At 68.8% G+C, this 13,871-nt stretch carries 11 protein-coding genes; 4 read left to right on the top strand and 7 right to left on the bottom strand.

The features are described 5' to 3' along the window. Positions 1-62: 62 nt before the first annotated feature. Positions 63-1,133 (top strand): linear amide C-N hydrolase, encoded by a 1,071-nt coding sequence (locus QFZ27_RS06800; protein WP_429225337.1) that lies wholly within the window; start codon positions 63-65, stop codon positions 1,131-1,133. Here QFZ27_RS06800 and QFZ27_RS06795 read toward each other — a convergent pair. After that, a complete protein-coding gene (locus QFZ27_RS06795) occupies positions 1,130-3,550 on the bottom strand; it encodes a transketolase (protein ID WP_429225336.1) in 2,421 nt (806 codons plus the stop codon). The two genes, QFZ27_RS06800 and QFZ27_RS06795, sit on opposite strands and share 4 nt — an antisense overlap. Before the next feature lie 167 nt (positions 3,551-3,717). Between QFZ27_RS06795 and QFZ27_RS06790 the strand changes: the two genes are divergently transcribed. Together QFZ27_RS06790 and QFZ27_RS06785 are read left to right on the top strand one after the other, a co-directional pair. Continuing rightward, a complete protein-coding gene (locus QFZ27_RS06790) occupies positions 3,718-5,037 on the top strand; it encodes a DUF1800 domain-containing protein (protein WP_429225335.1) in 1,320 nt (439 codons plus the stop codon). Between the two features lie 4 nt (positions 5,038-5,041). Further along, positions 5,042-6,292 (top strand): DUF1501 domain-containing protein, encoded by a 1,251-nt coding sequence (locus QFZ27_RS06785; RefSeq protein ID WP_429225334.1) that lies wholly within the window; start codon positions 5,042-5,044, stop codon positions 6,290-6,292. 14 nt (positions 6,293-6,306) lie between these two features. On the opposite strand, the gene QFZ27_RS06780 is transcribed toward QFZ27_RS06785, so the two are convergent. Further along, positions 6,307-6,513 (bottom strand): hypothetical protein, encoded by a 207-nt coding sequence (locus QFZ27_RS06780; RefSeq protein WP_429225333.1) that lies wholly within the window; start codon positions 6,511-6,513, stop codon positions 6,307-6,309. A gap of 165 nt (positions 6,514-6,678) precedes the next feature. On the opposite strand from QFZ27_RS06780, the gene QFZ27_RS06775 reads away from it, so the two are divergent. Further along, positions 6,679-8,202, top strand: coding sequence for a serine hydrolase (locus tag QFZ27_RS06775; protein WP_429225332.1), 1,524 nt, complete (start codon positions 6,679-6,681; stop codon positions 8,200-8,202). A 55-nt stretch (positions 8,203-8,257) separates the two neighbouring features. Here the strand turns inward: QFZ27_RS06775 and leuA are convergent, their stop codons facing one another. The 5 genes from leuA to QFZ27_RS06750 all read right to left on the bottom strand — a co-directional run bounded on the left by leuA (position 8,258) and on the right by QFZ27_RS06750 (position 13,803). Continuing rightward, a complete protein-coding gene (gene leuA, locus QFZ27_RS06770; RefSeq protein ID WP_429225331.1) occupies positions 8,258-9,946 on the bottom strand; it encodes a 2-isopropylmalate synthase in 1,689 nt (562 codons plus the stop codon). Between the two features lie 291 nt (positions 9,947-10,237). Then, complete coding sequence (locus QFZ27_RS06765) at positions 10,238-11,140, bottom strand: CE1 family esterase (RefSeq protein WP_429225330.1); 903 nt, start codon at positions 11,138-11,140, stop codon at positions 10,238-10,240. Between the two features lie 2 nt (positions 11,141-11,142). After that, positions 11,143-11,676 carry a molybdenum cofactor biosynthesis protein B gene (moaB, locus tag QFZ27_RS06760; RefSeq protein ID WP_429225329.1) on the bottom strand — a complete coding sequence of 178 codons (534 nt, stop codon included), beginning with the start codon at positions 11,674-11,676 and terminating at the stop codon, positions 11,143-11,145. A 159-nt stretch (positions 11,677-11,835) separates the two neighbouring features. Continuing rightward, positions 11,836-12,930: an acyltransferase family protein gene (locus tag QFZ27_RS06755; RefSeq protein ID WP_429225328.1), complete on the bottom strand. Its 1,095-nt coding sequence runs from the start codon at positions 12,928-12,930 to the stop codon at positions 11,836-11,838. Between the two features lie 18 nt (positions 12,931-12,948). Beyond that, on the bottom strand, positions 12,949-13,803 hold the full coding sequence (locus QFZ27_RS06750) for a uracil-DNA glycosylase (RefSeq protein WP_429225327.1): 855 nt from the start codon (positions 13,801-13,803) through the stop codon (positions 12,949-12,951). Positions 13,804-13,871: the final 68 nt, after the last annotated feature.

Raw genomic sequence — 13,871 nt, 5'->3', positions numbered from 1 at the left:
GACGGCGGGGCCGGATCGGCGCTGGGCTGGACCGCGTGTCGCTTCCAACGGAGGGAGCCGCGATGCGGATCGTTTCCCTGGTCGCCGGCGCCGCCTTCTGTCTCGCGGCGGTCCCGGCTGAGGCCTGCACCACCTTCTGCCTGCTCGATGGCGGCCGCGTGGTGGTCGGCCGGAACTATGATTTCGAGATCGGCGACGGGCTGATCCTCGTCAACAAGCGCGGTGTCGAGCGTCGGTCCGGGATCGCCGGCCAGCCCGCGGCACAATGGGTGTCGCGCTACGGCAACCTGACCTTCAATCAGTTCGGCCGCGATTCCCCGACCGGCGGCGTCAACCAGACCGGACTGGTGGTCGACGTGCTGTGGCTGGACGGCACGCGCTACCCCGATGCCGATGCACGCCCCACGCTTGGCGTGCTGGAATGGATCCAGTATCTGCTCGACACCAAGGCGAGCGTGGCCGAGGTGCTGGCCGGGGCCGGGGCCGGGGCCGAGGCTGTCAGGGTCAGCGGCCGGGTGCCGGTGCATTACTTCATCGCCGATGCCGGCGGTGCCGCTGCGACGCTGGAATTCCTGGACGGCAGGCTGGTGGTGCATGCCGGCCCCGAACTGCCGATCCCGGTCTTGACCAACAACCGCTACGACCAGTCCGCCGCCTACGCCGCAGACAAGACAGGCGGCCTGCCGCCTGCCGGCGCAGCCTCCCTCGCCCGCTTCACCCGCGCCACTGCCGGCATCGCCGCCCCGACGGGTGGGACCGATCCAACCGATCGCGCCTTCGCCGTGCTGGCCGATGTCGCCCAGGGGCCCTGGACGCGCTGGAGCATCGTCTATGATCTGAGCCGCCGGCGGATCCACCTGCGCACCAGCGCCAACCCGGCACGCCGCAGCATCGACTTGGCCGGCCTGGACTGGTCCTGCCGCACGCCAATGAAGATGCTGGACATCGATGCCGGATCATCGGGCGATGTCACCGCCGGTTTCGCCGACTATACCGCGGCGGCCAATGAGGATCTGCTACGCCGCAGCTATCGCGGCACATCCTTCATCGGCGACGTGCCGGACGCCGTGATCGCGGCCGATGCCCGTTGGCCCGAGGGATCGCGCTGCACCGAGGCCGCGACGCTCCATTAGCGTCCCAGAAGTGCGGCGGCGCAGGCGTCGAGGATGGCGTCGGCGTCGAGGCCGTATTTGCGGTACAGCTGCGGGATGGTGCCGGACTGGCCGAAATGTTCGACCCCCAGCGGCTTGACCCGGTGGCCATGCACGCCGCCGAGCCAGGACAAGGTTGCCGGGTGCCCGTCCAGCACCGTGACCAGCGCCGCGTCGGGCGCCAGCGGCGCCAGCAGCCGCCGGGCCAGGCAGGGCTCGACCGGATGGCCGGCGCGCACCGCCGCCAGATCGGCATGCCAGCCGGCATTGAGGCGGTCGGCCGAGGTCACCGCCAGGAGGCCGGCGCCGGGGATGTCCTCCAGCACCTGCTCGAAGGCGGCGATCGCCTCCGGCGCCACGGCACCGGTGTAGACGATGGCCAGCGAGGCGCCCGGCGCCGGCTCGCGCAGCCAGTAGCCGCCAGCGATCACCGCCTGGCGCAGATCTTCGGTCATCTCCCGCTTCGGCTGCTGCAGCGGCCGGGTCGACAGGCGCAGATAGACCGAGCCGCCGTCGTGGTCGCGCACCCAGTCGCCGGTCGCCGGGTCGGACCCGTCGCGCTGCATGTAGTCGAAGCCCCAGGCCATCACCGCCACCAGCTCGTCGACATAGGCCGGCTCGAAGCTGGCGAGGCCGTCCTGGGCCATGCCGATCAAGGGCGAGCTGATCGACTGGTGCGCCCCGCCCTCCGGCGCCAGGGTCAGGCCCGACGGCGTCGCCACCAGCATGAAGCGGGCATCCTGGTAGCAGGCGTAGTTCAGCGCATCGAGGCCGCGGGCGATGAACGGGTCGTACAGGGTGCCGACCGGCAGGAGCCGCTCTCCGAACAGCGAATGGGTCAGGCCGAGCGCGGCGAGGTTGATGAACAGGTTGTTCTCGGCGATGCCCAGCTCGACATGCTGGCCGTCCGGCGACATGCCCCAGCGCTGGGCCGAGACCACCTTCTGCTCCTTGAACACGTCGGCGCGGCCGTGCCGGTCGAAGATGCCGCGGCGGTTCACCCAGCCGCCGAGATTGGTCGAGACGGTGACGTCGGGCGAGGTGGTGACCACGCGCTCGGCCAGCATGTCCTCGCGCTTGGCCAGCTCGCCCATGATCCGGCCGAAGCCCTCCTGGGTCGACATGGTCTCGGCCAGGGCGACGTCGAGCGCGGCCGGCACCGGGATCCGCGCCGCCTCGAAGCGCCGCCGCCCCTCGGCGGCGAAGGGCACGTCGGCGAGGAAGGCGCGCAGCTCGTCGGCCAGGTCGTCGATGCCGGCGAAGGGCTCCCACTCCCGGCCCTCGGGCACGCCCTGGCTGGCCTGGAAGGCGGCCATCTGCTCCGGATTCATCAGCCCGGCATGGTTGTCCTTGTGCCCGGCGAAGGGCAGGCCGAAGCCCTTGATGGTGTAGGCGATGAACACCGTCGGCACGTCGTCGGCGATGCCGCGGAAGGCCGCCAGCACCGTTTCCATGTCGTGGCCGGCCAGGTTGGTCATCAGCGCGCCCAGCGCCGCATCGTCATGGTCGGCCAGCAGCTCGGGGATGCCCGCTATGCCGCCGATATCGGCCAGCAGCTGCCGCCGCCAGGCCGCGCCGCCCTGGTACACCAGGGCCGAGTAGAGCGGGTTCGGGCATTCGTCGATCCAGCGCCGCAGCGCCTCGCCGCCCGGGCGCCGGAACGCGGCCTCAAGCAGCCCGCCGTATTTCAGCGTCACCACCCGCCAGCCCATGTTCTCGAACAGCTTGTCGATGCGGGCGAACAGGCGCTCGGTGACGATCGAATCCAGGCTCTGGCGGTTGTAGTCGATCACCCACCAGACGTTGCGGACGTCGTGCTTCCAGCCCTCCAGCAGGGCTTCGTAGATGTTGCCCTCGTCGAGCTCGGCGTCGCCCAGCAGCGCCACCATGCGGCCGCCGGCCTTGGCCTCGCGGCCCCATTCCTTCAGCGCCACATAGTCCTGGGCGATCGAGGCGAACAGCGTCATGGCGACGCCGAGCCCGACCGAGCCGGTGGAGAAGTCGACGTCGTCGGCGTCCTTGGTGCGCGACGGGTAGGACTGGGCCCCGCCGAGCGAGCGGAAGGCCTCGAGGTTCTCGCGGGTCTGCTGGCCCAGCAGGTACTGGATGGCGTGGAACACCGGGCTGGCATGCGGCTTCACCGCCACCCGGTCGCGCGGCCGCAGCACGTCGAGATACAGCGCGGTCATCACCGTGACCAGCGAGGCGGAGGAGGCCTGGTGGCCGCCGACCTTGAGCCCGTCCGGGCTGGGCCGCAGGTGGTTGGCGTTGTGGATCGTCCAGGCGGAGAGCCAGAGGATCTTCTTCTCCAGCGCCTTGAGCAGGCGCAGCCGGTCCGTCGCCGCCGCGCCGTCCGCCTCGATGCGCGCGTCACGCACCTTGCGACCAACCGTCCCCATCGCCCGATACCCTCGCCCTGCTGCGGATTGGAGCCTACCTTAATCAGCACGTCAGTGAACCGGACGCAACGGCGGCGCGCTCCCACCGGAACGACGCCGCCCGACGGAATCCCGCCGCCCTGCCGTGCAGGGCGGGAGGGGGCGTTCGAGAGCGGAGACGGAGGACCATGTCTCTCGTCCAGGCGGCGATCGCCGCGAATCGCTTCGGGTTCGGCGCCCGGCCGGGACAGCTCGAGACCCTCGCCGACAACCCCTGGGACTGGCTGCGGGCACAGATCCGCCAGCCGGCGGCGCCGGCCGGCGACATGCCGCTGACCAAGGCCGGCCTCGAGATCCTGATCGCGGTACAGACCGCGCCGGACGAGGAGAGCCGCAAGCCGCACCAGGAGGAGGCACGGGTGCTGCGCGACCGCGACCGGGTGGCGCACATCCAATCGGCAGTGGCCAGCGACACGCCGTTTCGCGAGCGGCTGGTCAAGTTCTGGACCAACCACTTCACCGTCGCCTACGTCCAGAGCTACGTCATCCCCTTCGGCGGCGCCTATGAGAACGAGGCGATCCGGCCCTATGCGACCGGCAGGTTCCGCGACCTGCTGGGCGCGGTGGTGAAGCACCCGGCGATGCTGTTCTATCTCGACAATGCCCGCTCGGTCGGGCCGAACTCGAAGGGCGGCAAGCAGGCCGGGCTGGGCCTGAACGAGAATCTGGGGCGGGAGCTGATGGAGCTGCACACGCTGGGCGTCGACGGCGGCTACACCCAGGCGGATGTGCGCGCCCTGGCGATGATCCTGACCGGCTGGACGCCCGGCCGCGGCAAGGACCCGCCGGGCACCGTCTTCGCCTTCCGTCCCAGCGGTCACGAGCCCGGGCCGAAGACCTTCCTGGGCCGGACCTATCCGCAGGCCGGCCAGGACGAGGGCGAGGCGGCGCTGGACACCCTGGCGGCGCACCCGGCGACCGCCCGGCACATCGCCACCCAGCTGGCCCGCCACTTCATCGCCGACGACCCGCCGCAGGCCGCGGTCGACCGCCTGGCGAAGACCTTCCTGGACACCAAGGGCGACCTGGCCGCGGTGTCCGAGGCGCTGATCGACAGCCCCGAGGCCTGGTGGCCGGTGCGGAGCAAGTTCAAGTCGCCCCTCGACCTCGTGGTCTCGGCCGCGCGCGGCTTCGACCTGACCGAGGTCGGTACGGCGGCGGTGAACTGGACCCGCCGGCTGGGGCAGAAGGTCTACGATGCGCCGTCGCCGCAGGGCTGGCCGGACCGCGAATCGGACTGGCTGGCGCCGGAGCTGGTGATGCAACGGATGGAATGGAGCTATCAGGTGATCCCGCGCCTCGTCGCCGACCAGTCGCCCCTGCCCTTCGTCGAGGCGCTGCTGGGCCCGACCCTGTCGGAGCAGACCAAGGCCGTGCTGCGCGGCGCGCCGAGCCAGCGCGAGGGCATGGCCCTGGCGCTGCTGAGCCCGGAATTCCAGAGGAGGTGAGAGGATGGATCTGACCCGACGCCATCTTCTCGGCGGCTTCGCAGCCACGGCCGCGGCGACGGTGCTGCCGGCCCGGCTGCTGCTGGCCAAAGCGCCGATCGAGCAGCGCTTCGTGCTGATCATCCTGCGCGGCGCCCTGGACGGGCTGGCCGCCATGCCGCCCTATGCCGACCCTGACCTGAAGGCGCTGCGCGGCGCCCTGGTGCCGCCCGATCCCGGCCGGGAGGGTGGCATGGTCGATCTGGACGGGCGCTTCGCCCTGCATCCAGGCCTGGCCTCGCTGAAGGACTGGTACACCGAGGGCAGCTTCCTGCCGGTGCACGCCGTGGCCTCGCCCTATCGCGACCGGTCGCATTTCGACGGCCAGGACCTGCTGGAGACCGGCGCCGCCCGGCTGGACGGCACCCGCGACGGCTGGCTGAACCGCACGCTGGGCCTGATCGGCGCCACCGACCGGCGCTTCGGCATCGCCTTCGCCGAGGACATCCCGCTGGTGCTGCGCGGCACCACGCCGGTGACCTCCTGGCTGCCGGACAGGCCGGCCACCCTGCCCCCAGGTTTTCCCGACCTGGTCGCCCGGCTGTACGACCAGGACCCGGCGCTGCACGCCGCCTATGCCTCCGGCCTCGACACCACCGCCTTCGGCCGGCAGATCCAGGGCATGGTGCAGACCGCGTCCGCCTCGGGCCCCGCTTCGCCCGCCCAGGGCGCGATGGCCGGCGGCCCGATGGCGCCGGCTGCGGCAGGGGCGGACCTGCAGCTGGCCGAGGCTGCCGGCCGGTTCCTGGCCGACCCCACCGGCTCGCGCATCGCGGTGATGGATCTGTATGGCTGGGACACCCATGTGCAGCAGGTGAAGCGGCTGGACCGGCTGCTGGCCGCCTATGCCGCGACGCTGCAGGCGCTGCGCAACGGGCTTGGCGAGGCCTGGAAGCAGACCGCGATCCTGACGGTGACGGAGTTCGGCCGCACCGCCGCGGTCAACGGCTCCGGCGGCACCGACCACGGCACCGGCTCGGTCGCCTTCCTGACCGGCGGCGCGGTGCATGGCGGACGGGTGCTGGCCGACTGGCCGGGGCTCTCCGGCGACAAGCTGTACCAGGGCCGCGACCTGGCCCCGACCACGGATCTGCGGGCCGTGGCCAAGGGCGTGTTCCGCGACCATCTCGGCCTGCCGCAGGACGCGCTGGACCGCGTCATCTTCCCCGGCAGCGCCGACGCGACGCCGATGCGGGAGCTGGTCCGGCGGGCGTGAAGGGGGCCGGCCCGCTATTCGTCGAGCTTGCCCAGCCCGATGGTGGCCAGCAGCACGCTGCCGTCATTGGTCAGCGCCCACTTGCCCTGCCGCTCCTCGATCAGGCCGCGGGCCTGCAGGCCCAGGCGGACATGATCGGCGACGCCGGTCTCATGGCGGTGGACCCGCCCCAGGGCTTCCGTCTCCTCGGCGGACAGGTCATCGGGTCGAAGCTGTGGCATTCCTTCCTCCTACGTCCGATCGCGGGCGGACAACGCCGCCATGGCGCGCCGTGAAGACCGGGTACAGGATAGCCTGACGCTCCGCCCCCCGATCCATGGAAAGGGCGGCGCCGCATTTTTTTCGCGATGCCGACGGGACACAGATTACGCGGGAAGATTTCAGCCATGACACATTTGATCATCCGGCCGGCCGACGGGCTGCTGACCGTGACGATGATGGCGGGGCCGATGGCCGCCGCGCCGGTGAGCCGGCCCGAGGTCGAGGCGCTGCTGCCCGCCTTCGAGGCCTATGCCAGCAGCACCATCCAGCGGTGGCAGATGCCCGGCGTCGCCATCGGCATCGTCGCCGACGACCAGTTGGTCTACGCCAAGGGCTTCGGCGTGCGGGTGCTGGGCGGCAACGACCCGGTCGACGCCGACACCGTGTTCCAGATCGGATCCACCACCAAGGCCTTCGTCGCGGCGACCGAGGCGATCCTGGTCGACGAGGGCAAGATCGGCTGGATGGACCGGGTGATCGACCACGACCCGAGCTTTCGCCTGTCCGATCCCTGGGTGACGCGCGAGTTCCGGGTGATCGACCTGCTGGCCCAGCGCAGCGGCCTGCCGCCCTATGTCATCGGGGAGATGGTGGGGCTGGGCTATGCGGCCGATGAGATGCTGGCGGCGCTGCGCCATGAGCCGGTGAGCGGCTTCCGGTTGACCTTCGGCTACCAGAACGTATTCCACCTGGAGGCTGCGCGCCTGGTCGCCGCCGCGTCGGGCGCGCCGTCCTGGGAGGCCTTCCTGTCCGACCGCGTCCTGCAGCCGCTGGGCATGCTGTCGACCACCGCGACCGAGGACGGAATCCTGCGCAACCCAAACCACGCCAGCGGGCATGCCCCGGCGGACGGCACGATCCGGCCGATCCCGCTGCTGCCGAACTTCTACGCCGTCGGTGCCGCCGGCAACCTGAACTCCAGCGTCAACGACATGTGCCGCTGGCTGCGGCTGCAGATCAATGGCGGCGAACTGCAAGGCCGGCGGATCGTCGGGGAAAAGGCGCTGAAGCACACGCGGATCCCGCAGATCCCGATCTCGCCCATCGCCAGCTACGCCTCGGGCTGGGTGGTGTCGTCCCTGCAGGGCGGCCGCGTGGTCTGGCACAATGGCAGCACCCCCGGCTTCGGCAGCCATGTCGGCTTCGATCCCGAACGCCGGGCCGGGATCGTCGTGCTGACCAGCCTGGGCGGCAAGAGCCCGCCCGGCGATGCCATCGCGATGCGCTTCCACGACCTGCTGCAGGGCAACCCCGAACGGGATTACGGCAGCGATATGCTGGCGGCTGCCGACGCCGGCATCGCGGCCGAGGCGAAGGCCTATGTCCACCCCGTCCCGGCCATCCCGCCGCGGCCACTGCAGGACTATGCCGGCACCTATGAGGAGCCGGCGCTGGGTCCGGCGACGGTCTCGGTCGACGGCGACCATCTGGTGCTGCCGCTGGGGCCGAACCGGATGCCGATGACCGTGCGGCCCTGGTCCGGCGATGTCTTCAGTTGGCACCTGCCGGCCGGGGACGCCCGCCTGGCCGGAAGCGACCCCGCCGGCAAGGTGGTGTTCCGGACCAAGGCCGATGGCAGCATCGCCGGATTCAAGCTGCTGTTCCGCGAGGATTCGGCCGAGCGCAGCTTCACCCGCCGCCCGTCATGAGGGCGTCGGCATGCCCCGAAGCCCCCTTCCGATTCGGGAAGGGGGCTTCGGACCCTCAGGCCGCGCCCTTGCGGACGCCGCGGTTGACCGCGCTGGCCACGGCCTTGAGCGAGGCCATGACGATGTTGCTGTCGATGCCGACGCCGAACAGCGTCCTGCCGCCGACCCGCGCCTCGACATAGGTCGCGGCGGCCGAGTCGGAGCCGCTGCGCAGCGCGTGCTCGCGGTAGTCGGCGATGTCGACGTCGACCCCGGTCTCGCGGCGGAGCGCATCGACGAAGGCGTTGAGCGGCCCGTTGCCCTCGCCCCGGATGGTCTTCTCCACCCCGTCGATCTTGACCTGCGCCTCGATGTGGCGCTCGCCGCGGCCGGTCGGCAGCGTGGTGTGGCCGGTCACCTCGACCCGGCCGGGGGTCAGGTACTCCTGCTCGAACTCGTGCCAGATCACCTTGGACGAGATCTCCTTGCCGGTCTCGTCGGCCAGCTTCTGGATCACCTGGCTGAACTCCACCTGCAGCTTGCGCGGCAGGTCGAGGCCGTGGTCGGTCAGCAGCAGATAGGCGACGCCGCCCTTGCCGGACTGGCTGTTGACCCGGATCACCGCCTCGTAGCTGCAGCCGATGTCCTGCGGGTCGATCGGCAGATACGGCACCTCCCACAGCCCGCTGTTGCTCTTCTCCATGGCCGCGAAGCCCTTCTTGATCGCGTCCTGGTGCGATCCGGAGAAGGCGGTGAACACCAGCTCGCCGCCATAGGGGTGGCGCGGATGCACCGGCAGCTGGTTGCAGTATTCGACGGTGCGGACGATCTCGCCGATGTCGTGCAGGTCGAGCTCGGGGTCGACGCCCTGGGTGAACATGTTCAGCCCCAGCGTGACGATGTCGACATTGCCGGTGCGCTCGCCATTGCCGAACAGCGTGCCCTCGACCCGGTCGGCGCCGGCCATCAGCGCCAGCTCGGTCGCGGCGATGCCGGTGCCGCGGTCGTTGTGCGGATGCACCGACAGGATGAAGCTGTCGCGCCGGGCGAAGTTGCGGTGGCACCATTCGATCTGGTCGGCATAGACGTTCGGCGTCGCCATCTCGACCGTCGCCGGCAGGTTCAGGATCGCCTTCCGGTCCGGCGTCGGCTGCCAGGCGTCGAGCACGGCGCCGCAGATGTCGCGGGCGTAATCCAGCTCGGTGCCGGTGAAGCTTTCCGGCGAGTACTGGAACACGATCTCGGTCTCCGGCACCGTCGGCACCAGCTCCTTGATCAGCTTCGTCCCGCGCACCGCGATGTCGGTGATGCCGTCGCGATCCAGGCCGAACACCACCCGGCGCTGCAGCGTCGAGGTCGAGTTGTAGAGATGCACGATCGCCCGCTTGGCGCCGCGGATGGCGTCGAAGGTGCGGCGGATCAGTTCCTCGCGCGACTGGGTCAGCACCTGGATGGTGACGCCGTCGGGGATCAGGTTGTTGTCGATCAGGTGGCGGACGAAGTCGAAATCGGTCTGCGAGGCAGCGGGGAAGCCGACCTCGATCTCCTTGAAGCCCAGGCCGACCAGCAGGTCCCACATGCGCTGCTTGCGGTCGGTCCCCATCGGCTCGATCAGGGCCTGGTTGCCGTCGCGGAGGTCGACCGAGCACCAGATCGGCGCGCGGTCGATGACGCGGTTCGGCCATTGCCGGTCGGTCAGCGCCACGGTCTGCACCGGGCGGTACTTGTCGATCGGCATTGCGGGTTTGGGTGACGTCACGGACATCGGATTTCTCTCTCGCACCGGCCGGCGACGGCCGGAATAAGGATAGGGCGAATTCACGACGGGCGCATGACATGGATGCGCCAAGGGCCGCCGGGCGCGCGATGCGCCGCTCAGCGGCCGGTGATAAGTCGCAGCAGATCCCGGTTGGTGCGGGAAAACGCCTGTCGAGAAGATCGGTCGGGGGTCATGGAAAGGATCCGGAGAAGGGGTCGCAGCAGCTTCGGTTCGACGCCCCTCTGGGCGCCGATCAGATAAGTCGAAGCGTGCTTAGCCGGATCACCATGCCCCCACCTAAGGGGCGGGCGGCCGCTCTGTCAACTGAATCCGCTGGTCGGTGACCCGGTCGAAGAAGCCGGTGATGGCCGACCCGGTGCCGTCCGGCCAGCCATGCGAATAGGGCCGGCGGCGGTTGAAGGTCGACGGCAGGTCGCAGAACACCACCGGATCGGCGATGTCGCCCTTGCCCCAGCGCTTGCAGCGGAAGGTGGCGCTGGCATCGACCGGGGTGGCGGCCAGCCGGTTCTGGACGATGCGCTTGTCGCGCTCGGTGATGCCCTGGCTGTAGGGCACCATGTTGTCCTTCGGGTTGTGCAGCAGGATCGCCGCCACCTGGCCCTGGCAGGGCCGGACGCTGCCGATGCCGCCGGCCACCACGGCGGTGGCGCGGAACACCCCGGCGCGGCCGCAGGACAGGTCGTTGACGAAGCTGCCGCCCATCGAATGGCCGGCGGCGAAGATCTGGGTCTGGTCGACGCACAGCGTCGCCTTCAGCCGGGCCAGCAGGGTGTCGACATAGGCCATGTCGCGGTCCGCCCGGCCGCCCCAGCCGCCCTGCGCCTGCGGATAGACCACGATCGCCGGCCGCGCCGCCGGGCCTTCCAGGTCGAAATAGGTGCGCACCTTCTCGGCCGTGCCGGTGCGGCCGTGGAAGGCCAGGATCAGCCGGGTCGGCACCGATTTGTCGTAGCCGGGCGGCAGGTCGACGATGTAGCGCCAGGACGCGCCCTGGAACTTCAGCGACAGCCGCCCTTCCGCGGCGGGAAGGCCGCAGCCGCTGGTCGGAAGCGGCTGCAGCTGGGCCAGGTTGGCGCCCGGCGACGCGGGCCGGGTGCCGTTGCCCGGCGCCACGCAGGCGGCCACGACGAGAAGGCAGGCGAAGGCGGCCAGCCGGCCGGCGCGGAGGAGGACGTGCATGGTCATTTCTCGCGGAGGCGCGGCATCAGCTCGACGAAATTGCAGGGCCGGAACCGGTTGTCGAGCTGATCCTTCAGGATCATGTCCCAGGCGTCGCGGCAGGCGGAGGGCGAGCCCGGCAGCGCGAACAGATAAGTGCCGCCTGCGACGCCCGCGGTCGCCCGGCTCTGGATCGTCGAGGTGCCGATCTTGTCGTAGGACAGCCAGCGGAACAGCTCGCCGAAGCCGGGGATGTGCTTCTCATAGACCGCGTGGAACGCCTCCGGCGTCACGTCGCGGCCGGTGACGCCGGTGCCGCCCGTGGCGATCACCGTGTCGATCTCGGGATCGGCGATCCAGGCCCTCAGCTGCGCCTCGATCGCCGCCTGGTCGTCCTTGACGATGCGCCGGTCGCGCACCGCATGGCCGGCCGCGGCGATGCGCTCGGCCAGCGTGTCGCCGGACTTGTCGTCGGCGGCGCTGCGGGTGTCGGATACGGTCAGCAGCGCGATGTTGACGGCAATGAACGGACGCGACTCGTCGATCCGGCCCGGCATGCGTTCCCCCCATCGCCGCCCCCGCGGCTACTCACAACTCACCACCAGCGTCAGCCCAAAGCAGCGTCGGCCCAAAGAACCGCAACAATCGGCCAGCCGGCCCCCGGGGGCCGGCGGGACCCTTGGGCACTCCCTGTTTCGGTCAAGCCTGTGTCTCAGTCAAGCCTGCTGCTCCCGCCGGGTAGCCCGAGCGGCCGACAATCGCGAGATCAGCCGCCGGGAGGCGCGGAGCAAGGGCTGCTCGATCACCCGATAGAGCACAGCACCAGCGATCAAAGATACGACAACGGCCAAAATGACAAAACCCAAGCCGACCTCGCCCCCGATCCGGGTCCAGATCTTGATCAGAACGCCAATGACGATCAAGTGGGTCAAATAGATCGAATAGGACCAATCGCCGAGACGTTCGAAGAATCGGACAACCATGCCTGCCATTGTCGGCAAACCAAGACCCGCATAGACCATCAGCAGTGATGGTACCCCCCATTCCAGAAAGCGTGTTTGCTCGGATCCCAGCCCATCAATCCCGATCCAGGAAAACACGAGAACGGCCAGGCCGAATGCCGCCAGTGACTGGAACCATGCCGGCGAACCATACGTCCGGTAAACCGCATAGATCACCATCCCCGAGACGAATTCGAAGACCAATGAAGAGCTTAAAAATTTTCCAATCGCCGTTTCTGGATAAACCGCCAATCCGACAATAAATAGGCAAATAAATATAGCTGCCATGGCGATAATTCTGTTTCTTGAACTGAACCCGATCAGCATCGCAAAAATAAGATAAAACAGCATTTCATAATTAAGCGTCCAACCAACCAAAAGGATCGGCTGAATCATATTTTCAGTGCGGAAATACGGTATGAAGAATAAAGATTTTAGGATTGTTTCATGGTTTACCACTGTATTCCTAAATATACTCGGAACAATAATCCCCGCTATCGCCAATGTGACTGTATACAACCAATATGTCGGCACTACTCTTGCAACCCGATTCGCTAGAAATGTTATAGCGTTCCGTTCTCTTCCGGTCTTACTATCACTGACCATCATCATCACAAAGCCGCTAATTACAAAAAACACATCCACCCCCGCCGCCAGCGGGATGTATTGATTCAGAAGGTCTTGCTGATTGACGCTGATCAAGTATGCCTGGATTGAATGAAGCAGTACAATTGCCGATGCAGCCAAACCACGAAAGATCTGGATACTTTGCAATTTATTTTGATTTTTAGACATCCACACCCCCACCATTATCCGCTGTATATCCTACTATAGACAACCCAACTCCACCATCCGGTGCTTCAGCACCAGCAGGTCGCGCCAGACGTCGCGCTTCATGCCGGGCTGCCGCAGGATGAAGGCCGGGTGGTAGATCGGCATGGTCGGGACCGGCGCCGGCAGGTCCGGAAAGGACCGGTCGAACCAGCGGCCATGGATCCGGGTGATGCCCTCGCGCGTCGCCAGCAGCGCCGCGGCCGAGGTGCCGCCGGCGCAGAGCAGGATCTTCGGCCGCATCAGCGCGATGTGGCGCTCGATGAAGGGCAGCGAGATGGCGATCTCCGCCGCGTTCGGCTGGCGGTTGCCGGGCGGGCGCCAGTTGACGATGTTGGAAATATAGACGGTGGTGCGGTCGAGCCCGATCGCAGCCAGCATGCGGTCCAGCAGCTTGCCGGACTGGCCGACGAAGGGCTTGCCCAGCCGGTCCTCCTCCGCCCCCGGCGCCTCGCCGACGATCATGATGTCGGATTCGGGGTTGCCGTCGGCGAACACCATCTGGGTGGCGGTGGCCTTCAGCCCGCAGCCGTCGAAGGCGGCCAGCGCCGCGGCCAGTTCCTCCAGCGTATTGCAGCCGGCGGCGATGCGGCGGGCGTCGCCGGTGGCGGCGTCGCTGCCCGGCAGCACCGCGGCGGCACTGACCGCGCGAACGGGCTGGGCGGGGACAGGCTGGACCGGCTGCGGCGGCGGCGCCATCTGGACCGGAGCCGCCGGCGCCGCGGCCTTGCGCGGCCGGCCGAGCGCGCCCGGATCGTCGCCGATCGTCTCGTCGACGCCGGCATCCTGGTACCATCTCAGCAGGGCGATGATCTCGGCGGGCTGCACGGCTGATTCGCTGATCCTGTCCATGCGCTAGAAGCCGCGGCACCGCCCGGCCTGTCAACCCCGGCGGCCGGCCTGACGCAGCGTCCGCGGGG

It is taken from the genome of Inquilinus ginsengisoli, assembly GCF_050434925.1.
Lineage (GTDB): Bacteria > Pseudomonadota > Alphaproteobacteria > DSM-16000 > Inquilinaceae > Inquilinus > Inquilinus ginsengisoli_B.
This window is presented reverse-complemented; position numbering and strand designations above follow the sequence as displayed.